At 63.2% G+C, this 19,074-nt stretch carries 19 protein-coding genes; 12 read left to right on the top strand and 7 right to left on the bottom strand.

Features of this window, described 5'->3' with window-relative positions; all coding sequences use genetic code 11:
- Window positions 1–228 precede the first annotated feature (228 nt).
- Both adhP and ACIPUB_RS16480 read left to right on the top strand, forming a co-directional pair.
- Window positions 229–1,257 carry an alcohol dehydrogenase AdhP gene (gene adhP / locus ACIPUB_RS16485; RefSeq protein WP_407608363.1) on the top strand — a complete coding sequence of 343 codons (1,029 nt, stop codon included), beginning with the start codon at window positions 229–231 and terminating at the stop codon, window positions 1,255–1,257.
- Window positions 1,258–1,409: 152 nt separating this feature from the next.
- Window positions 1,410–1,820 carry a DUF779 domain-containing protein gene (locus tag ACIPUB_RS16480; protein WP_407608362.1) on the top strand — a complete coding sequence of 137 codons (411 nt, stop codon included), beginning with the start codon at window positions 1,410–1,412 and terminating at the stop codon, window positions 1,818–1,820.
- Window positions 1,821–1,922: 102 nt separating this feature from the next.
- Here ACIPUB_RS16480 and ACIPUB_RS16475 read toward each other — a convergent pair whose 3' ends face one another.
- Together ACIPUB_RS16475 and ACIPUB_RS16470 are read right to left on the bottom strand one after the other, a co-directional pair.
- On the bottom strand, window positions 1,923–2,564 hold the full coding sequence (locus tag ACIPUB_RS16475; RefSeq protein WP_407608361.1) for an NAD(P)-dependent oxidoreductase: 642 nt from the start codon (window positions 2,562–2,564) through the stop codon (window positions 1,923–1,925).
- Window positions 2,565–2,652: 88 nt separating this feature from the next.
- The gene (locus ACIPUB_RS16470; protein ID WP_407608360.1) at window positions 2,653–3,630 is read right to left on the bottom strand and encodes an EamA family transporter; all 978 of its coding nucleotides are present in this window, start codon (window positions 3,628–3,630) and stop codon (window positions 2,653–2,655) included.
- 328 nt (window positions 3,631–3,958) lie between these two features.
- On the opposite strand from ACIPUB_RS16470, the gene ACIPUB_RS16465 reads away from it, so the two are divergent.
- The 5 genes from ACIPUB_RS16465 (at window position 3,959) to thpD (ending at window position 8,372) form a co-directional block, all read left to right on the top strand.
- Window positions 3,959–4,474, top strand: coding sequence for a MarR family winged helix-turn-helix transcriptional regulator (locus tag ACIPUB_RS16465; protein ID WP_407608359.1), 516 nt, complete (start codon window positions 3,959–3,961; stop codon window positions 4,472–4,474).
- 420 nt (window positions 4,475–4,894) lie between these two features.
- On the top strand, window positions 4,895–5,440 hold the full coding sequence (ectA, locus tag ACIPUB_RS16460; RefSeq protein ID WP_407608358.1) for a diaminobutyrate acetyltransferase: 546 nt from the start codon (window positions 4,895–4,897) through the stop codon (window positions 5,438–5,440).
- A gap of 143 nt (window positions 5,441–5,583) precedes the next feature.
- Complete coding sequence (gene ectB / locus ACIPUB_RS16455; protein ID WP_407608357.1) at window positions 5,584–6,852, top strand: diaminobutyrate--2-oxoglutarate transaminase; 1,269 nt, start codon at window positions 5,584–5,586, stop codon at window positions 6,850–6,852.
- A 68-nt stretch (window positions 6,853–6,920) separates the two neighbouring features.
- On the top strand, window positions 6,921–7,325 hold the full coding sequence (locus ACIPUB_RS16450) for an ectoine synthase (RefSeq protein ID WP_264271322.1): 405 nt from the start codon (window positions 6,921–6,923) through the stop codon (window positions 7,323–7,325).
- A gap of 147 nt (window positions 7,326–7,472) precedes the next feature.
- A complete protein-coding gene (gene thpD, locus ACIPUB_RS16445; RefSeq protein ID WP_407608356.1) occupies window positions 7,473–8,372 on the top strand; it encodes an ectoine hydroxylase in 900 nt (299 codons plus the stop codon).
- Here thpD and ACIPUB_RS16440 read toward each other — a convergent pair.
- The gene (locus ACIPUB_RS16440; protein WP_407608355.1) at window positions 8,369–8,824 is read right to left on the bottom strand and encodes a pyrimidine dimer DNA glycosylase/endonuclease V; all 456 of its coding nucleotides are present in this window, start codon (window positions 8,822–8,824) and stop codon (window positions 8,369–8,371) included. The genes thpD and ACIPUB_RS16440 overlap by 4 nt on opposite strands.
- Before the next feature lie 91 nt (window positions 8,825–8,915).
- Between ACIPUB_RS16440 and ACIPUB_RS16435 the strand changes: the two genes are divergently transcribed.
- Window positions 8,916–9,362 (top strand): acyl-CoA thioesterase, encoded by a 447-nt coding sequence (locus tag ACIPUB_RS16435; RefSeq protein WP_407608354.1) that lies wholly within the window; start codon window positions 8,916–8,918, stop codon window positions 9,360–9,362.
- 317 nt (window positions 9,363–9,679) lie between these two features.
- Here the strand turns inward: ACIPUB_RS16435 and ACIPUB_RS16430 are convergent, their stop codons facing one another.
- Window positions 9,680–10,684, bottom strand: coding sequence for a hypothetical protein (locus tag ACIPUB_RS16430; RefSeq protein WP_407608353.1), 1,005 nt, complete (start codon window positions 10,682–10,684; stop codon window positions 9,680–9,682).
- A gap of 473 nt (window positions 10,685–11,157) precedes the next feature.
- Here ACIPUB_RS16430 and ACIPUB_RS16425 point away from each other — a divergent pair, with 473 nt between their 5' ends.
- The 4 genes from ACIPUB_RS16425 to ACIPUB_RS16410 all read left to right on the top strand — a co-directional run bounded on the left by ACIPUB_RS16425 (window position 11,158) and on the right by ACIPUB_RS16410 (window position 13,916).
- Window positions 11,158–11,373, top strand: coding sequence for a hypothetical protein (locus ACIPUB_RS16425; RefSeq protein WP_407608352.1), 216 nt, complete (start codon window positions 11,158–11,160; stop codon window positions 11,371–11,373).
- 634 nt (window positions 11,374–12,007) lie between these two features.
- Window positions 12,008–12,313, top strand: coding sequence for a transcriptional regulator (locus ACIPUB_RS16420; RefSeq protein WP_407608351.1), 306 nt, complete (start codon window positions 12,008–12,010; stop codon window positions 12,311–12,313).
- A gap of 160 nt (window positions 12,314–12,473) precedes the next feature.
- Window positions 12,474–13,001 carry a DUF3253 domain-containing protein gene (locus tag ACIPUB_RS16415; RefSeq protein ID WP_407608350.1) on the top strand — a complete coding sequence of 176 codons (528 nt, stop codon included), beginning with the start codon at window positions 12,474–12,476 and terminating at the stop codon, window positions 12,999–13,001.
- 597 nt (window positions 13,002–13,598) lie between these two features.
- Complete coding sequence (locus ACIPUB_RS16410) at window positions 13,599–13,916, top strand: DUF6457 domain-containing protein (RefSeq protein WP_407608349.1); 318 nt, start codon at window positions 13,599–13,601, stop codon at window positions 13,914–13,916.
- Between the two features lie 58 nt (window positions 13,917–13,974).
- Here ACIPUB_RS16410 and ACIPUB_RS16405 read toward each other — a convergent pair whose 3' ends face one another.
- The 3 genes from ACIPUB_RS16405 to ACIPUB_RS16395 form a co-directional block, all read right to left on the bottom strand.
- Window positions 13,975–16,305, bottom strand: coding sequence for an FdhF/YdeP family oxidoreductase (locus ACIPUB_RS16405; protein WP_407608348.1), 2,331 nt, complete (start codon window positions 16,303–16,305; stop codon window positions 13,975–13,977).
- A 570-nt stretch (window positions 16,306–16,875) separates the two neighbouring features.
- Window positions 16,876–17,562, bottom strand: a complete 687-nt coding sequence (locus ACIPUB_RS16400; protein ID WP_407608347.1) for a hypothetical protein — start codon at window positions 17,560–17,562, stop codon at window positions 16,876–16,878.
- 602 nt (window positions 17,563–18,164) lie between these two features.
- Complete coding sequence (locus tag ACIPUB_RS16395) at window positions 18,165–18,653, bottom strand: hypothetical protein (RefSeq protein WP_407608346.1); 489 nt, start codon at window positions 18,651–18,653, stop codon at window positions 18,165–18,167.
- Window positions 18,654–19,074 lie beyond the last annotated feature (421 nt).

The following is a 19,074-nucleotide window of genomic DNA, read 5'->3' as shown; positions in this document are numbered from 1 at the left end:
CAGACCAAGAACCTGCTGGTGTCCTACTCGCAGGACAAGCCCGGCTTCTACAAAACCGCCGTGGGGGCGGCGGCCGCAACCCCGCCCACCCCTCCAACGCGCACCACCCCCGCACGTGAGCACTACCCGCTTTCCGCCCTGCTTCGGTGGTGCGTGATCAGGGGCCAGTCACCTTCCGGTGCACGAACCCCTGTCCCCGCGCCATCGACCAATGACAAGGAAATACTGATGAGCACCATGCGCGCAGCCATAGTCGAGAACTTCGGCGACGAACTCACCGTTGGAACCACCGAGATCCCCGAGCCGGGCCCTGGCCAGGCGCTGGTCAAGGTCATCGCCTCCGGTGTTTGCCACACCGACCTCCACGCCGCCCAGGGCGACTGGCCCATCAAGCCGAACCTCCCGTTGGTCCCCGGACACGAGGGCGTCGGCAACGTCGTGAAGATCGGCGAAGGCGTCACCGAGGTCATGGTCGGAGACCTGGTCGGCAACGCCTGGCTCGCCAGCGCCTGCGGGAGCTGCGAGTACTGCGGCACCGGCTGGGAAACCCTCTGCGAGTCGCAGCAGAACGGCGGATACTCGGTCAACGGATCCTTCGGCGAATACATGCTGGTGGATGCGAAGTTCGCCGCACACATCCCCGAGGGCTCGGACCCCTACGAGATCGCCCCGGTGCTCTGCGCCGGCGTGACCGTCTACAAGGGCCTGAAGCAGACGGAAGTGAAGCCCGGCCAGTGGGTCGTCATCTCCGGCATCGGCGGGCTCGGGCACATCGCGGTGCAGTACGCGGTCGCCATGGGCATGCGGGTCGCCGCGGTGGACGTCGCCGAGGAAAAGCTGGCCTTGGCCCGCAGCCACGGCGCCGAGGTCACCGTCAACGCGTTCGCGCAAGACCCGGCCGAGGCCATCCAGGCAGCCACCGGCGGCGTCCATGGGGTGCTCGTCACCGCGGTGCACCCGGCGGCATTCGGCCAGGCCATCGGCATGGCCCGGCGCGGCGGAACCATCGTGTTCAATGGACTGCCGCCGGGGGACTTCCCGGCACCGATCTTCGACATCGTGCTCAAGGGCCTGACCATCCGCGGTTCAATCGTCGGAACCCGGCAGGACATGGACGAGGCGCTGGACTTCTACGCCCGCGGCAAGATCAAGCCGACCTTCCACACCCGTCCGCTTGAGGACGTCAACGCGGTCTTCGACGAGATGAAGCACGCCAAGATCGATGGCCGCGTGGTCATCGACTACGTCAACAAATAGCACTCGCCACCGACCACCCTGCCCCGTGGAACCAGGGGCAGGGCCAGCGCACGAACCGTTCCACACCTCCCGCCCGGCACCGATCCCCCAAGACGGTGCCGGGCGGTGGTGTCTGCCATTGGAAACACCCACAAGCACAAGGGAGCACGAGCATGGAAAACGTCATCGAGTCGGCGCCGGCGATTGCCGGCGAGGAATTTTCGCGGGTGGCGCTCGGGCAGGAGGCCGCAGACCTGTTGCGCAAGCTCTGGAACCGGCACGGGCCGCTGATGTTCCACCAGTCCGGCGGCTGCTGCGACGGGTCCTCGCCCATGTGCTTCCCGGCAGGGGAGTTCAAGACCGGCGACTCGGACATCCTGCTGGGGACCTTCGCGCTGCCGGACGATGCGGGCAACCCGCTGGGGAGCCTGGACTTCTGGATGAGCCGGGAGCAGTTCGAGTACTGGAAGCACACCAAGCTGACCATCGACGTCGTTCCCGGACGAGGCTCGGGGTTCTCCGTGGAAGCGCCCGAGGGCAAGAGGTTCCTGATCCGCAGCGAGATCATCGAGTTTCCTGGCTGACGGCTGCTCCCACCACGGGAAAAGCGCCGGAGCGTACCGTCCGGCATGCCCGAACCCCCAGCCGTGGCCCAGCACGGTCCCGACCTGCCGGGACCGTACGCATCAGTAGGCGGCGGTGAGTCGCCTGGCCCCGGAAGGCCGTTCGATCTCGTCCACAACCACAACGGCAAAATCGCTCCAGGACAGCTCCGATGTTCCGTCGGGGCGGGTGACCAGCGCCTTGGTCGAGCTGCGGTAGGTGCCTCGGCGTGGCCCGTCGCCGAGCATGGCGGGGGCGGCAATGTAGGTCCAGTCGAGGTTGCCCCCGGCTTCGAGCATGCCGTTGTACTGGGCCGTGGAGGCGGTCGCGATCGCGCGCCAGGGATCCTGCACGTATTCGGTCTCGATGACCTGCGGTGCATCGGGCTCCTCGGAGACGGGCATGCTGCCGGCTCCGCCACTAACAACCAGCCGGATCCGTGCCTGCCGGCAGGCTTCCATGACGCCGAGGCTGTGTCCGACCAGCTCCTGCTCGCGACCTTCCACCGGTCGGAGGGCATTGACGACGACGTCGGCGCCGCTGATGACAGGGGCGAGGAAATCGGGTGAGCCGGCGTCGCCCTGCCGGTGGAGGGCAGCCCTGTGTCCGAGGTAGTCCGGCTTGCTGCTGCGGGTGACGCCGACAACTTCGTGCCCGCGTTCGAGTGCTTCCTGTCCCACTGCGGCGCCGACCTGGCCGTTTGCGCCGAGGATCACGATTTTCATGTTCTCTCCTTCTGGTTTTGCGGACCCGTGTTCCGGGTCCGGAATCTTGTTTGCTGCCTGCCGCCGGCGATGGGCGTCCGCCGTGTTTTCAGGTGCCCACGGACTGGTTGTGGTCCTGGTGTCCTGCTGGCTGCCGGTCCTGGATGCGTCCCGCACTACGCGGGCCCGGGCCCACGGAACGGCGAAGTGCGCGGAACGGGGCAGGAAGTTGCGCGCCGCAGATGGCGGCCAGGCACAGGCAGAATCCGACCCACTGCACCGGCAGGAGCTGCTGGCCTAGCAGGGCGATGCCCAGCAGCGTGGCAACGACCGGAGAGAGGAGCGGCAGGAACGACGCGGCCGAGGTTGGCAGGCGGCTGAGGCCCGCAAACCAGGCCCAGTACGTCAGCAGCCCGCCGACAATGGACAGCCAGGCGTACCCTGCCACGGCGCCGCCGTCCAACGCCGGCATCGGCCCCTCGGCGACGAGCGCGGCGGGGACCAATAGCAGACCAGACCAGGCCAGCAGCCAGGATGTCCATGTCAGGGCGCCGACCGGGCGCCCCCAGCGCTTGGACAGGACGATGCCCGCGCCCATGCTTCCGGTGCCGACGAGACCGGCGACGACGCCCCAGAAGTCGATGGCAGCGTCGGCGTCCAGGACCATCAGTGCGATGCCCACGACTCCCGCGAAACCGCACAACAGTCGCCAGAGGGTCGGTGACTCCCGGAGTAGCACCAGGCCCAGCGCCGCGACGAACAGTGGTTGGCTGGCCGACAACACAGCGGCCAGGCCGCCGGGGAGCCGGTATGCGGAGACGAACAGCAGCGGAAAGAACATGCCCATGTTCAGCATGCCCATGACGAGCGAACGCCACCACCACTGCCCGGAAGGGAGCCGTCGGCAAATGAGCAAGCCGATCAGGCCCGCGGGCAGGGCCCGCAGGACGCTCGACCACAGCGGATGGCCAGGCGGGAGCAACTCCGAGGTGACAACGTACGTCGTTCCCCACACTGCCGGGGCGATCGCTGTGATCAATAGCCACTTGGGAAGTGCGGTGCCCGCTGCCCACGTCCGTTGTTCCATGCCTTGCCTCCTGCGTTTCGACTGCCCCGCACACTCCTCGGGGCAAAGGGCCCTGACGGATTTGATGTTCTCATGTAAAACTGTTCGACGTCAAAATGTTTGTGTTCATAACAGAGGCCTCGCCAGGGCAAGCTACCGGGTCCTTGGCATCGCATTGGCTGATGTCGTCCTTGTCCGATGGGCAGGGGGGCCGAGGCCGTGGAATCCTGCGACCTGAATCACGTGATCGGTCGTTGGTATGCTCCTTACATGTAGTTTCAACATTAATAGTTCGACTTCGAACTGTTTCGAGACTAGGTAGGGCACGAGAAGGAAGCGTGAAGCGAAGATGACGACGGGCGAAACGATGGACCACGCACAATTGTTCATGGCGCAGTGGGCGAGGGAGCGGCCGAAAACGGACACCAGCGGCATGTTGACCGTCGCGCGGCTGACCAGGCTCAGCGTGCTTATTGGCAAAGAAATCGGCCAGGTTCATTCCGATGTTTCGCTGGGTTCCTGGGAATTCGACGTCTTGGCGACGCTGCGTCGCCAGCCGCCTCCCCATCGGTCCACGATCAAGGGCCTGCTCGGGATGGTGATGGTGTCCTCAGCCGCCATGACCCACCGAATCGACCGTCTCGTGGCGCGGGGCCTGGTACGCCGGTTCGAGAACCCGGAGAGCAGGCGTGAGACCTTCATCGAGCTCACGTCGGAGGGTCTCGACAGCGTGGAGGGCGTCATTGACGCCCACACCGACAAGTGCAACGAAGTCGTCGCCGGACTCACGCCGCGCGAACACGAGCAGCTCGATCGGCTCCTGCTCAAGGTCCTGGCGTCCAACGGCGACATTGTCGGCCCCTGACACCCACCCCGCCCCCGTCTGGTGAGACTCGCCCTCGGTCGACGCGTCCCGGCCAGCTGGCACTCGACTGCATGCCCGGTGTGGCGTCGATTTCGGGGCTCCGGCGACCGCCCGCAACCGGGGTCGTTGCTCCGGAGGGCGGATTCATTCGGCGACGTTGCAGGTTTAGCGCATGCCAGTCCGCTACTTCGACGTCGACCACTCTGCCCCCTGAACACGCCCGGGGCCATGAGGTCCTCCGTAATATAACAAAATGGTAACGGTATTTCGGGCCTGTTTTGGGTCCCGCCCGACCCCCTCGCTTCCTTAGTCGCCCATGGGATGCCTCCGAATGGGCCGGCAGCCCCGGCGTTGGTCGATTCTTGTCAAATCCCCGGCCGCGGGGTTGAGTTCTGCTGACATATGGCTACGTTGGAATGGATGGTTGAAGAACTCGAAAACACATTGTCCGAGGCAACATTCCGCCAACCAGCAGTATCCGACGGCCGCACCCTCTGGCAGATGGCCAACGACAGCCAAGTGCTGGACGTGAACACTTCTTACGCGTACCTGCTCTGGGCCCGCGACTTCGCCGAGACGTCGCTCATCGCCGAAATCGACGGTGCCCCGGCCGGCTTCGTCACCGGCTACCTGCGCCCCGAGGACCCGGGAACGCTCATGGTGTGGCAGGTCGCCGTGGGTGCCGCCTTCCAGCAGCGCGGCCTGGCCGCGGCCATGCTCGACGAACTGGCAACACGCAGCGGCGCCGAACTGCTCGAGACCACGGTCACCGATGACAACGCGCCCTCCAACCGGCTGTTCACCCGCTTCGCCGAACGGCACGGTGCCGAGCTGACCCGGACGGCGTTGTTTACCCCCGAGCTCTACCCGGATGACCACGACACCGAGTACCTGTACCGAATCGGCCCGCTGGGGCGCGGCACCAATTCACTGGTGCCCGAACTGGCTGCCGCCGGAAGCCGCTAGCGGCACCATTTCCTGACCCCGCCGTATCCATTGCGGCCAGCGGGCGGCCCGACCTGCCCGCACCACCACGATCGTCTCCGCACCGAGGCCAGGTCCTTCGAGGACCGGCCGCAGCTTTGTCATACCTATTGAAGGGAAAGACCATGAGCAATATTTTTGAAACCCTGGAATCCGAAGTCCGCAGCTACTGCCGCAGCTGGCCCGTCGTGTTCACGCACGCCAAAGGCGCCACGCAGACTTCCGAGGACGGGACCGAGTACCTGGACTTCTTCTCCGGCGCCGGCGCCCTGAACTACGGGCACAACAACCCCGCGCTGACCAAGCCGTTGCTGGACTACCTGTCCAGCGGCGCGGTCGTCCACTCGATGGACATGATGACCCCGGCCAAGCGAGAGTTCCTTGAGACGTTCCAGGAACTGATCCTCAAGCCGCGCCACCTTGACTACAAGGTCATGTTCCCCGGCCCGACCGGCACCAACACGGTGGAGGCCGCCCTGAAGCTGGCCCGCAAGGTCACCGGGCGCCAGCACATCCTCTCCTTCACCAACGCGTTCCACGGCATGACCCTGGGTTCGCTGTCGGTCACCGGCAACTCGCTCAAGCGCAAGGGCGCCGGCATCCCGCTGACCAACAGCTCCAAGATTCCGTACGACGACTACTTCGACGGCACCACCGCCGACTTCATGTGGCTCGAGCGGGTCCTGGAGGATTCGGGCTCCGGCGTGGACAAGCCGGCCGCCGTGATCGTCGAAACGGTGCAGGGCGAAGGCGGCCTGCGTGCCGCCCGCATCGAGTGGCTGCGCAGCCTCGCAGCGCTGCTCAAGCGCCACGACATCCTGCTGATCGTCGACGATGTCCAGGCCGGCTGCGGCCGCACCGGCACCTTCTTCAGCTTCGAGGAAGCCGGCCTCGAGCCGGACATCGTATGCATCTCCAAGTCGATCTCCGGCTATGGGCTGCCGATGGCGTTGACGCTGTTCCGTCCGGAACTGGATGTCTGGGAGCCGGGCGAGCACAACGGAACCTTCCGCGGCCACAACCCGGCCTTCGTCACCGCCACCGCCGCGCTGCGCACCTACTGGGCCGACGACAAGTTCCAGCAGCAGCTGGCGGGCACCATCGAGACGCTGCACCGCGGACTCGAGGAAATCGCCGGCACCGTCGAGGGCGCGGGCCTGCGCGGCCGCGGCCTGCTCGTGGGCATCATCTTCCCGGATCTGGAGACGGCCTCCAAGGTCGCCGCCGAGGCCTTTGCGAACGGACTGCTGGTCGAGACCTCTGGTCCCGAGGACGAGGTCGTCAAGCTCATGCCGCCGCTGACCGTCACCGACGAGGAACTGGGCCGCGGCCTGGCGATTCTCGCCGCGGCAGTGCGCACCGCTGCCGGCACCCCGGCGCTGGCCTCGGCCTAATCACCCCCCCCGACTTCCATGGCCGGCAACGGCCGCCGAGTACAACTATCGATCCCCTTGGAGGACACATGCTGGTTACCAACCTGAACGACCTGAACGACACCGACCGCGACGTCAAGTCGGAGACCTGGCGCAGCCGCCGCATGGTGCTTGCGGGGGAGGGCGTCGGCTTCTCCTTCCACGACACCGTGATCTACGCCGGTACCACCTCGACGTTCCACTATGCCAACCACATCGAGGCCGTGTACTGCGTGCAGGGCGAGGGGACGCTGACCAACGAGGAGACCGGCGAGGTGCACCAGTTGGGCGACGGCACCATGTACCTGCTCAACGGCAACGAGAAGCACACCGTGCGCGCCACCACCGAGCTGCGCATGGCCTGCGTGTTCAACCCGCCGGTGACGGGCCGCGAGATCCACGACGAGAACGGCGTCTACCCGCTGATCGTCGAAGAGGCGGTTTCGGCTTCCTGACCCGTATCGGGGGGGGCCGTCCGCCCCCCCGTGGACTTGCCTGCCCCACGGGGCAGGGCAGTGCGATGTGCCGGCCCCGAAGGGTCCGGCACATCGGTGTCTGTGCGGTACGGCGCAGACAAGTTAAAAAACCGAGGAGGAACGGACATGACAGAGACATTGCGTCGCCACCACGATGCGTATCCAACACGAACAGGCAGCGACTACACGGTGCTTGATCGCCCGGGCCCGGTGGCCTGGGGAACCGCGGCCGATGGACCCATTGACGCGCAAACCCTGCAGGGTTTCGAGTCCAAGGGCTATCTGGCCATCGACCAGCTGGTGGACCCCGAGGAGTTGGAGGTTCTCCGGGTCGAGCTGCGCCGGATGTCGGAAGACCCGTCGGTGAGGGCCGACGAGCGGACCATCATCGAGGCGAAGTCCCAAGAGGTGCGCTCGATCTTCGACGTGCACCGGACCAGCGAGGTCTTCAAGAAGATCGCCAACGACCCCCGCGTGGTGGACCGGGCCCGGCAGATCCTGGGCTCGGAGGTCTATATCCACCAGTCCCGGGTGAACTTCAAGCCCGGCTTCGAGGGCAAGGAATTCTCCTGGCACTCGGACTTCGAGACCTGGCACGCCGAGGACGGCATGCCGGATCCGCGCGCGGTGAGCATCTCGATCTCGCTGACGGACAACTACTCGTTCAACGGGCCGTTGATGATCATGCCCGGATCGCACAAGAAGTTCATTTCCTGCGGTGGCGAAACGCCGGAGGACAACTACAAGAAGTCCCTCATCATGCAGGGAGCAGGAACCCCTGACAAGGAGACGCTGACCCGGTTCGCCGATGAATTCGGGATCGACGTGCTCGAGGGCAAGGCCGGCGGGGCCGTGATGTTCGATTCGAACTGCATGCACGCCTCCAATGGCAACGTGAGCCCGTACCCGCGCTCGAACATCTTCATCGTGTTCAACAGCGTCGAAAACACCCTGGTCGAACCGTTCGGCGCTGACCAGCCGCGCCCGGACTACATCGGAGTCCGGGACTTCACCCCGGCCGGCTAGCTCCGGCGTCCGGCTTCGGGCCGTTCCCAGGACTCGATGTCCCCGGGGACGGCCCCGAAGGCGGGGTGCAGCAGCGGCGGGTCAGTCGCTGCCAACAGGGCCTCGCGATCCGGATCGCGCACCGCCAATTTGCCCAGCAGGTGCTCGCGCTCGTAGGCGACCTGTCCGGCGGTGACCGTCAGCAGGCGGATCGGGCCGCGGGCTGGCGGGTGCAAAACCAACTCGCGGTTGAAGTTGTAGCCGCGCGCATCTGCCTCCAGGGCGATGCCCTCGAGGTAGTTTCCGACCGCGGCGAGTGGATCGTCCGTGGCCCGGAAACGCTGTAGTTGCGGGTGGTTCCGGTAGCCGGTGGTCTTTCCGTCCAACACCTTCTGCGCCAACAGGGTTTCTCGCCAGCAGGCGAGCAGGCCCTTGGTGTCCAGGTACTGGGGGTGCAGGCTCCATAGGCGCATCCACCCATCCTAGCGATGCGCCGGAAACACCGGGCCGCCCGGTGCCGTAAACAACAGCGGACTTTCCGCGCGGCTCTGGTGCAATGGTGGGATGAATGAAGAAAGCTCACGCGAAAATGCAGGCCAGGGGACAGGTGAGCCCTTCGAACTCTCCTTGCAGCTGCGCTGGTCGGACATGGACGCGTTGGGGCACGTCAACAACGCGCGAATCGTGACGCTCATGGAAGAGGCACGGCTGCGTTGGTCACGACCCGATGCGCACACCGGACGGTTCGAATCCGGATTGGTCGTGGCATCGCTGCAGGTGGACTACCTCCGCCCGGTTCTCTATCGGCCGGAGATCCTCATTCGGGTCGGGGCGGTGCGCATCGGCACCAAGTCCTTCACCGTGCGCCACGCCGGGTACGTGGACGGTCAGCCGGTGTTTGACGGGACCACGGTGATGGTTCCATTGGCCGAGGACGGGGTGTCATCGCGAGCGCTGAGCAAGCCGGAGCGCGGCTGGCTTGAGAGTTCGCTGATCCAGGCCCGGACCTGATTTTCAGCACCGAAGGTTTACAGTATTCGGTTCAGCTTGCCGTGGAGTTCTGCTCTTCGCTGGAGTGCCCAGGTCTATCCTGTCGATCGTCGCGTGGAGGGAGGGAGCCCTTTGTTTTGAACTCCGCAGTGAGCGGAAGAACAGGCCACCACCGAACCCCACGAAGGTTCCGGATCCACGGCCGAACCAGCGGGAGCAGCACCGCAGCGGCGATGGGTCTGCCGAAGGGCTGGTCCAGTCGGTTTTTCGGTGTCACCTGCTGCCCTCTATCGGTCAGAAATCGACGGGGGCAGAAGAGTGTTTGTAGGTGCCGTCCGTTAGGGCGTGACGTTCAGCGCGGCAATCTTGTTGGCGTCGAGCATGGTGAACCAGAGGTCACCACCGGCTGTGTTTGTGATGCCGAATGGTGTGCTGTTCTTTATCGTCTTGGACTGCGTCAAGATGACACCGCTGGCATCGATCTGTGCGATGTTCCCCGCCGTGGAGCGGGTGATCCACATGGTTCCGTTTGCGCCCGGCGCGATGTCCTCTGGTCCGCCATCAACGGCGAACAGGGACACTGCAAGTGTCACCGGGTCGATGCGTCCAACCGCTTGCGGCGTGAACCTTTCGGTGAACCACACTGCGCCGTCGTTCGCGATGTTTACCTGCCGGGGAAAGCCGTCCACATCGATGGAGGTAAAGGTACCGGTCGACGGGTCCAGTCGTCCGATGCGGCCTTCTGGAGCAACGTCAGTGAACCACACCATGCCGTCCGGGGCGATGTTAACGTCGAATGGCGTGACGCCGGGATCTGCCGGGAATTCGGTCAGTTGCTCTGTGGGAATGTCGTAGCGCCACAGACTGTTGTGGTTGAAATCGGTGACCCAGATGTCATCCCCGTGCGCCGCCGCCGAACCGCCGTTGAATTGGAACGGTGAACCGATATCGGGCAGAACGTCGCCGCCGGTAGTGATGCGACCCAAAGGCGCATCGTTCTTCGTGAAATAGAGAATTTCGTCGGAGCCCTGCACAATCTCGCCGGGGAAGCAGAAGCTGCAGACCGGGAACTCTGTTATATCGCCCTCGGGAGTGATGCGGGCGACGCTCTGCGGATCCGTGTTTTGGCCGTTGATGAACGATTGGGTGAACCAGAGGTTCCCGTCGACGGTCTGGGTGATGTCGCGTGGGCTGCTATTGGCGGTGGGAATTTTGAACTGGGTGAGCTTGGCGGATGGTGCGGCTTCTGCGACAGCCCCAAGGGAAAGTGCGAGCCCCACGGCGGACAATGCCGCCAACCCATTCAAGATGGTGCGTTTCCTGGATTTTCCGGGCATGGCCATCGCTTCTCCTTACTGATCGGGACTGTGTCCCGTTGGAGCAAAGCCAGACACGCCCATCTCGGAGATAGTTGCTTTGCCAGGTGCGAGCGAGCCTAGGCGCAGGACGTTGCAAAAACCTTGGAAAGCTGATTGCCAAGGGGGGGGCTGCGTCCTCTGGCCGGAAAGGGACGCCCCGGAGAGTCGCGGCGCGGGACCCGGGTCGAGTCAGGGCAATAGGGGAGGCACAGCATTCCGCGGGCCCGGTTCGAGCAGTGAGCTGAATTCGAGCGCTGAGCAAGGCGGGGCGCGGCTGGCTTGAGAGCTCGCCGATCCGAGCCCGGACCTGATTTTCCGCGCCGAAGGTTTACAGCGGCGGACCACCTCTGCCAGAAAATCTCGGGTTCGGTGAAGACGCTTGGGCAGCATCCTCTCCACGCCCTTGGGTTTCGATCGCAACCATTTTCGTTCGGTGGTAGCCGGTGGAGAATTGACACATGTTCAAGGCATCCAACGGCTACCTCTGGGCACTCGTCGTTGCCCTGTATTTTCTGGAGTACGGGGTATGGCAACTTGCCACCGATGAATGGGGAGCCGGAATCATTTTCACGATGATGGCGCTCGTGTGGGTTGCGCTCGCCAGAATGCAGTATCGCAAAACTCGCGCGAAAAAGCCGAATATGAATCCGACGGACCGCAGTTCGGGTCGATGACGTCACGGCACGTGCCGTCCTTCGGTGCCCGGCTGAACCTGCGCGTTGTTGAGATGGCCGATTTTCGAAGTCGACTATACGGAATGATGATCCTTCGGTGGCAACTGCGCGCAAATTTTCCATCCACACTAAGTTCACTTGCCATAGTGGCAAGTGACTATTACTCTTGCCACTATGGAAAGTAACTTAAGGGGTCTGTCGCCAGATGATGCTGCAAATGCCCTGGACATGCTGGCGTCCGATCGGAAGCGCCTCGCAGCGAGCCTTCAGATACCGTGGGTACTCTTGGCCGCTTTCGGAGCCGTAGGCGCGTGGTGGGTCTCAACGGCTGCGACCACCAACCCCGGTGAGAACTATGACCCGCCCTCCAGCAGCTGGCTGGCTCTCGTGGGGGCATTGGTGGTGGCACACCTAATCCGGCGCGAGACCGGTATTCGCTTTCGCACTATGGGCGCGCATGCCAGCTGGGCTCTGGGCGGGATCGTTGCCAGCTGTCTTGCGCTCTTCAGCGTCTCACTCGGCTTGGTCTCGTTCGGTCTGCGGTGGCCGGTCGCACTGACGAGCTTGGCTGCGTTTGCAGCGACAACGTGGTTGGCCGGTGTCGCTTATCGGTCGGCAGTGGAGTTGTTGGCGCGTGAACGAGGCTAGGTTCGATGACGTCATCCACGCCCCCGTGCGGTTGCGCATCTGCGGACTCTTGCGTCGGGTCGACCGTCTCGACTTCGCAGTGCTGCGAGATGCGCTGGAGGTCGCTGACGCCACGCTTTCCAAACACGTGAAGATCCTCGCCTCAGCCGGTTACATCTCTTCTGGCAAAGCCGCATCCTCGGATCGCAGCGACGCTCGCCAGATCACTTGGTTGTCCCTCACGGGAGCGGGGAGGTCCGCCTTCGACGCACACGTGCGGGAACTTCGGAAGATCGCGGGGCCGCCCAGCTGACAGGCGAAGGCCTGGCGTGCGAATCCCGGCACACCGGACCATTTTGGCTCGTTGGTTTTTGAGCGTCAGGCCTGGGACAACGTCAGTATCATGGAGACACTCTCGATGAGTTGAGGACGCCAAGGCGAAGACACATGAGCCAGCAGGGGAGAGCCTGATCGTGACAAACGACAAAACACCGGACACCACCCCGGACGGACACCACCTCATCATCAATGGGAGAAAGTGGAGAGCGAGCGATCCCTCCATTCCTCCGAAACTTCGCCAGGAACTCGTCGATGAACTGATGGCCGCCCGACGGGCCGTCAGGGCCCATGAAGACGGCGCTCGGGCACGAGTCAATGATGCAAAGATCGCGCTGGGTGAGCGCGGCCAACCTTGGTGGGAGGCGCCCGAGTCCAAGGCCTTCGATGAAAGAATTTCTGCGACCATTCGAGCACTTCTGCGCAAGCGCATTGACTCGTCGATTTGCCCGAGCGAAGTCGCCCGAATCGTGAGTGGTGAGGGAGAAGCTTGGCGTGACCACATGAGCGATGTCCGTCGTGTCGCGTCCGAGATGGCTAGCCGCGGCGAGATCGTTGCAACCCAGAAGGGTGTCCCGGTGGAAGCTGACAACGTTCGAGGTCCTATTCGCCTCAAGCGCGGTTCCTCGGAAAGGGATGTGCCCTCTGGCAACCGATCCGAGTAGCCGAAATCCATGCCCGGATTCAGCACCTGATGGCCGTCAGCGTCGATCAAAAATTCTGTCTGCATGCGTATTGATGGATCCCTCACGGATCGGCTTGTTGGACAGCTAGAGGCTTAGTTTCAAAGAGGCGATTTGTAGAGATCGCACGGTTGTGAAATGACGAGAAGTTCACCTCCTGCACGATGCTGGCGAGCCAGTCTGGAAAATGTCGATGCAGCGTGAAGGTTGAGCAGACGAAGAATGGTGCATGGCGTATGGGACGTGAGGAAAGCCAAGTCTCATCGTTGTTATACGATCTGCGACGTATCTTTTTAGCCCCCCATCGACGGATGCAGGCTGCGTGCGGAGGATCGAGATCCGGGGTGGCCCTGCGTCGCGACTGCCGGGGGTGCCCCGCCAACGTTGTCGTTGTTGCCTAGCCTTGACAGCGGCCCCAGTCGTGGCCGCTGGAGCGTGCCGCTCCTTCTGGAAATTGAACGATGCTAGCAGGGCGAAAACGTTGCCACGGGCCGACGCAACTGCTAAGCGTTGAGGGTTGGCGGATTGCCGGTCGGTTCCCCGGCCCGGGATCCACCTCCCGTAATAAAAGGAGCAGCCATGCGCGAACATGAGGATGAAAAGCGTGCCCTGGATCGTTGGAGCCACCGGCTTTCAAATGCCTTTAATATCCTGGACCTGCAGTCAGACAATGAATTGATCCTGGAATTGGCCGCGAAGTCGGCTCGCTCGGTGAGCCCGTCCGCCGGTCCGATCAGTGCGTTCTATGTCGGCTATGCCGCGGCCCTGGCGGCCACCAGCGGACACGTTGATGCGCAATCGGCGATGCGCTCCGCCGTGGAAAAGGCCATGAAGCTGTGCGAAGACGGCAAGGAGGCAGGTCCCGGCAATGGTGGTTGGTCGGAGACCGCCCAATAGCCCCGCAGGCGATCGGCATGCATTGTGGTTGCGCCCGGCTCTCCTTGGACGACGTTGACTAGTTGGTGGCTGGGGTTCCGGCCCTCGCGCCGTCACGGGCCGGTTCGAGGCGAACTACGGCATGCTTGGACACCGGGGTGTTGCTTCCCTCCGCCACGGATTCCAGCGGGATCAGCACGTTCGCCTCCGGGTAATACGCCGCAGCGCAGCCTCGGGCACTGGGGTAGGCCACCGCCCGGTAATTGCGCAGCACGCGTTCCTTGCCATCGGCATGCTCCCCGTGGATGTCCACGTACTGGCCGTCGGCCAGCCCCAGTGCGGCCAGGTCCTCCGGGTTCACGAAGACCACTTGGCGGCCCTTCTTGATCCCGCGGTAGCGGTCGTTGTACCCGTAGATCGTGGTGTTGAACTGGTCATGGGACCGCAAGGTCTGCAGGATCAACCGCCCCGGCGGGCACTGGACGTGCTCCAGGTCGTTGACGGTGAACATGGCCTTGCCGGTGGCTGTGTGGAAGCTGCGTGAATCTCGCGGGCCGTTGGCCATCACAAAGCCGCCTTCCTGGCGTATGCGTTGGTTGTAATCCTCGCAGCCTTCCACCACGCGGGAAATGTGGTCGCGGATGGTGTCGTAGTCACTCTCGAAACCGGGCCAGTCGACGTTGACTTTCTCACGGAGGGTGGCCTGGGCCAGCCGCGACACGATGGCCACCTCGGAGAGGAGATTCGCACCCACCGGCTCGACCTTGCCCCAGGACGGATGCACGGCACAGACAGTGTCTTCCACCGAGACGAATTGGACACCGCTGGCCTGCCTGTCGATTTCCGTACGGCCCATGGTGGGCAGGATCAGGGCTTCCTCGCCCACCACGGTGTGGGATCGGTTCAGCTTGGTGGAGATCTGGACTGACATCTCCAGCTTCTCCATCGCGGCCTCGGCCGCGTGTGTGTCCGAGATCGCCGCCACCAGGTTACCGCCCATCGCCACGAACACCTTCAGTTCGCCGTCGCGCATTTTCTCGATGGTTTGCACCGCATCGGTACCGTGCTCGCGGGGCGGATTGAAGCCGAATTCCTTCTCTATCGCATCCAGGAAGGCCGGTGGCATCTGCTCCCAGATCCCCATGGTGCGATCCCCTTGGACATTGGAGTGTCCGCGAATCGGGGATGCGCCGGCACCGGGCTTGCCGATATTGCCGCGCAGCAGCAGCAGGTTGATGATCTCCTTGATGGCTGCCACGCCCTTCTTCTGCTGCGTCAGACCCATGGCCCAGGTAATGATGACCTTCTCCGCCCTGAGGTAGCGTGCCGCCAACTCGTCGATCTCGTCGATGCGCAGGCCCGTGGCCTCGAGCACTTCGTCCCAATCGAGGTGGGACAGGTGAGCCTTGAGTTCCTCCAACCCCTCGCAGTGCTCTTGGATGAACTGTGTATCCAGCACCGTTCCCGGATGCGCTTCCTCGGCGTCCAGGACTCGTTTGCTCACGGCCTGGAGCAGCGCCATGTCCCCGCCGAGTCGGATCTGCATGTATTGGTCGGCGATCTCGGTGCCGCGCCCGATGATGCCCTTGACCTCCTGAGGGTTCTTGTAGCGTCGCAGTCCGGCCTCTGGCAACGGATTGACCGCGACAATCTCGGCGCCGTTGTTCTTGGCTTCCTCAAGGGCGGTGAGCATCCGGGGGTGGTTGGTGCCCGGGTTCTGGCCCATGATGATGATCAGGTCGGATTTGCCGAAGTCGTCGTACGCGATGGTGCTCTTGCCGATGCCCAGGGTCTGTCCCATGGCCCAGCCGGTGGACTCGTGGCACATATTGGAGCAGTCCGGCAGGTTGTTGGTCCCGAACGCGCGGACAAACAGCTGGTAGATGAAGGCAGCTTCGTTGGAGGTGCGTCCGCTGGTGTAGAAGGCCGCCTCGTCCGGGGTCGCCAGGCTGTTGAGCTTCTCCGCGATGATTGAGAACGCCTTGCCCCAGCGCACGGGACGATAGTGGTCTTCTCCGGCGGCCTTGTACACCGGCTCGGTCAGCCTGCCCTGCTGGCCCAGCCAGTACTCGGATCGCTGGCGCAAATCACTGACGGAGTGTTCCGCCCAGAAACCCGATTCAACGGTGATTGGAGTGGCCTCCCAATTCACGGCCTTTGCCCCGTTCTCGCAGTACTCAAAGGCCTTGCGATGATCTGGGTCCGGCCAAGCACAGCTCATGCAATCGAAGCCGTCCTTGTGGTTCATGGCCAACAACGTCTTCCGGCTCCTGTTCACGCCCATGTCCCGAAGGGCAGGAGCCATGGAGTGCACGACGCCGGGAATCCCAGCCGCCCAGGACTTCGGTTTGCCGACCTCGATGTCTCCCTGGCCTGGCTCTTCCACGTCGGGAGGATTCTTGCGTGCCATGATGGGCTGCCCTTCGTTCGTCATTTTTGGGCACCGGCCATGAGGCGCTATCGCTCACGTCGCGGGCCTGTCTTAGGACTAACAGGTATTCTCTGCCTCCGCAAGCAAAACGTGTGGCCCAACCGATCCCTGAGTTGCATTCACGGACAGTACGCAGTGATCGGCTTACGGGTCTGGCTCGACATTCAGCACTTCAAAGGCGGCCACTCATCGGGTTCCGGTACGAATTTCGTGAACAGCGATGCATCACCGCTCGGCGGTCTCCTCTGCAGGGGCAAGTCAACGGTGTTGCAGGAGCGCCATGTAAAAGGGACTTCGCGCGCTGGTTCGGTCCCGTACGAACGGTGCATTCCCGTGCTCGGACGACAGGTGGCTGTCACGGCGGGCGGACAGCCGCTATCGAGGCCCGATCGCAGATACCGATAGCCTTCCGCGCGACCCGATTCATGACGTAACGACGCTGTCATTTCCCAGTCTGGCCGGGCCGGAGATGGTGCTCGACTGATTGACCAGGCATAGGGCCAACGGGAGTCTCCTCCTGTACGGGGACGAGCAATGGGGCGGGTTCCTCTACGCCAGGGAGCCGGCTAGCTGGGGGAGTGATTGGTCCACTGTGCCGACGGGGATGGTTCTTTGCGCGATGAGCTTCCGTAGCTTTTGCGGGGCAAGAAGCTTCCCCGGTTTCAGCAACTTGCCCAGCGGAACGCCGTCGATCCGGTCGTGTATCGACACGCGGATCAGGCCGATTCCCTCGGTCTGCAGCGCCACTGCATCCCGCACGGCATCGTAGAGTGCGCGCTGCTTCCACCTTGGTCCGCCGTTGCCCGTGAAGTCGCGCCTCGCCGCGGCAGGACCGAATTGCCTTTCGGCCGCGTCGCTGGTCCAGTATCCCCCGAAGACTCGTGCCTTGGATTCGAAATCGACGCAATACCCCTGGTAGTCATCTGTCCAGGGGAGTTGCGCTGACCAGGGAAGGGACAGCGTTTGGCCCCGGTATCGATGGAAATGTGCATCCTCGTCGAATTCAAGATACATGCCGTGGTCATCGGCCAGGTCCCAGTCTCCGGCGGTGAAGACCCCGTTGGATTCCTCCAGGCCGCCAAGGTCCCTGAACAGTTGGGAGAAGACCTCTTGCCGGGCATTGTCCAGTCCGGCGGTCGTTGCCCTTTTGAATCCCCGCTTCGAGGTGTTGCGAAGCCCAATGCCTGCGTTGAGCAGGGATAATTCAAGCAGTTTTGCCTTTGAGATTTTTCCCATGGGAACATCCTAGGACGATAGTGCGCGCCGGATCCGCACCCCATGACATCCGGCGGTGGATTGCGGTAATGAGACGTCACAGGTGCCATACTCTTTAGCCGGTTCGGCACGGGCTGCGGCGTTTTTGCAGTGGGTGTGCACCGAGGGTATCGCGGGGTATTCGTCCTGAAGCGCCGTCCCCCAAATGGCCACCGGACGGGATATGAGCCCTCCGCGTCCGTGCCTACCTCAAGGTGTACGGCCGTGGGTTTTCTCGTTTCGGTTGGGTTGGTGGGCACCGTCGCCCGGCTGGAGATTCCCATCTTCCGTGGACCGCGAGCGACTCCTCCGCGGGCCACCGGGCGACTTGGCGGAGCGCGGGTCGCTCAATGCTGGCCCGTGCCCCCAAGGCTGACCGATCGATCTTGGCGTTCAGGCTAATTTCCCGAGATTGACCGACACAGGTCCATCTAGGGTTCACAAGGTGTGCAGGCCGGCGATTGGGAAACTCGGGAGGTCATTTCCAAGGCGACATCCTGCAGCTTATGGTTCCGGTGATTCGATGCGTTGCGAAGGAACTCTAAGGCTTCGGTCGCCGTGCAACGACTCTAAACGACGCTGTTCTAGATTTCGCGAGAATCGCCGGGAGACAGACGCTTTAGGAAAACCTCGTCATACTCCATAACGGTCAACGCGGCAATCTGGACTGCTTCAACCAGTGCCAATTCCGCTGCGCGGACATACGTGCTTTGGTGATCGCTTTGCTCGTCAACGAGGCGCACATATCCATCGAGATAGGGAAGCACTTCAACGGCGTCGATCCCTGACTCGCGAAACCCATTGCAGACTATTCCCATTATTGAGGAAGCGTCTACGCTGCGCAGGGCAGAGGACCACAGAAAAGCGGCGACAGCCTCAAGCGCCGCACGCGGATGCTCGGTTTTTTCAACATCCCCTGACGGTTCACGCACCAGGACCGCCCGGTCATCGAGCAACTGGCGAATTACCCCTGGACGATAGAACTCGTTGGATGGTCCGATAAGACTGCCAAACCGGGCAGCCAGCATGTGAGCTGTAGAAAAATTTTCCGGATCTAATTGGTCAGGCAGCATTCGAATCTCCTGATTTCGCGTCGGAATTTTCGTTATGCCCCAGAACATCAGCTAACGCATCCGAACTCAAGGTCTCGGAAGTCTTTTCGTAGAAATGAAGCTCAACTGCCGCGCAATTCCGCAGGGAACGGGCGTGCCCCCGGGCTGGCCTTCAGCGCAGGGCGTGCTCCTTTCCTTTCTTCTGCTCGCGGCACCTTCCACGAGGTTGCCGAGGACGACATAGGACTGTCAGTCTCCTTTGTTCCTGCGTGGATTCTTGGTTGGGGCTGTTGCCGCACCTGCTAGACCGACGGGTGGCAGGAGCGCGTCGGTTGGCGCAAAGCAGCGGCACTCAGCCGCGTTTGTTCCCCATGTATCCAGAGGTCGGCGAGGAGGATTGGTGGAACAGGGTTTTCAGTTTCCCGTGAGCCTGGGCCGCTGG

Source organism: Paeniglutamicibacter sp. ORCA_105 (assembly GCF_045798545.1).
Lineage (GTDB): Bacteria > Actinomycetota > Actinomycetes > Actinomycetales > Micrococcaceae > Paeniglutamicibacter > Paeniglutamicibacter sulfureus.
Note: the sequence above shows the minus strand (reverse complement) of the source record. Positions and strands in the feature narration are given on the sequence as shown.

Bases quoted from the DNA above. Each gene is read 5' to 3' on its own strand.
- ACIPUB_RS16405 (WP_407608348.1), bottom strand. From the start codon at position 16,305: ATGGCACGCAAGAATCCTCCCGACGTGGAAGAGCCAGGCCAGGGAGAC.
- adhP (WP_407608363.1), top strand. From the start codon at position 229: ATGAGCACCATGCGCGCAGCCATAGTCGAGAACTTCGGCGACGAACTC.
- ACIPUB_RS16480 (WP_407608362.1), top strand. From the start codon at position 1,410: ATGGAAAACGTCATCGAGTCGGCGCCGGCGATTGCCGGCGAGGAATTT.
- ACIPUB_RS16400 (WP_407608347.1), bottom strand. From the start codon at position 17,562: ATGGGAAAAATCTCAAAGGCAAAACTGCTTGAATTATCCCTGCTCAAC.
- ACIPUB_RS16425 (WP_407608352.1), top strand. From the start codon at position 11,158: ATGTTCAAGGCATCCAACGGCTACCTCTGGGCACTCGTCGTTGCCCTG.
- ACIPUB_RS16450 (WP_264271322.1), top strand. From the start codon at position 6,921: ATGCTGGTTACCAACCTGAACGACCTGAACGACACCGACCGCGACGTC.
- ACIPUB_RS16430 (WP_407608353.1), bottom strand. From the start codon at position 10,684: ATGGCCATGCCCGGAAAATCCAGGAAACGCACCATCTTGAATGGGTTG.
- ACIPUB_RS16395 (WP_407608346.1), bottom strand. From the start codon at position 18,653: ATGCTGCCTGACCAATTAGATCCGGAAAATTTTTCTACAGCTCACATG.
- thpD (WP_407608356.1), top strand. From the start codon at position 7,473: ATGACAGAGACATTGCGTCGCCACCACGATGCGTATCCAACACGAACA.
- ectA (WP_407608358.1), top strand. From the start codon at position 4,895: ATGGTTGAAGAACTCGAAAACACATTGTCCGAGGCAACATTCCGCCAA.
- ACIPUB_RS16410 (WP_407608349.1), top strand. From the start codon at position 13,599: ATGCGCGAACATGAGGATGAAAAGCGTGCCCTGGATCGTTGGAGCCAC.
- ACIPUB_RS16475 (WP_407608361.1), bottom strand. From the start codon at position 2,564: ATGAAAATCGTGATCCTCGGCGCAAACGGCCAGGTCGGCGCCGCAGTG.
- ACIPUB_RS16465 (WP_407608359.1), top strand. From the start codon at position 3,959: ATGACGACGGGCGAAACGATGGACCACGCACAATTGTTCATGGCGCAG.
- ACIPUB_RS16470 (WP_407608360.1), bottom strand. From the start codon at position 3,630: ATGGAACAACGGACGTGGGCAGCGGGCACCGCACTTCCCAAGTGGCTA.
- ectB (WP_407608357.1), top strand. From the start codon at position 5,584: ATGAGCAATATTTTTGAAACCCTGGAATCCGAAGTCCGCAGCTACTGC.
- ACIPUB_RS16435 (WP_407608354.1), top strand. From the start codon at position 8,916: ATGAATGAAGAAAGCTCACGCGAAAATGCAGGCCAGGGGACAGGTGAG.
- ACIPUB_RS16440 (WP_407608355.1), bottom strand. From the start codon at position 8,824: ATGCGCCTATGGAGCCTGCACCCCCAGTACCTGGACACCAAGGGCCTG.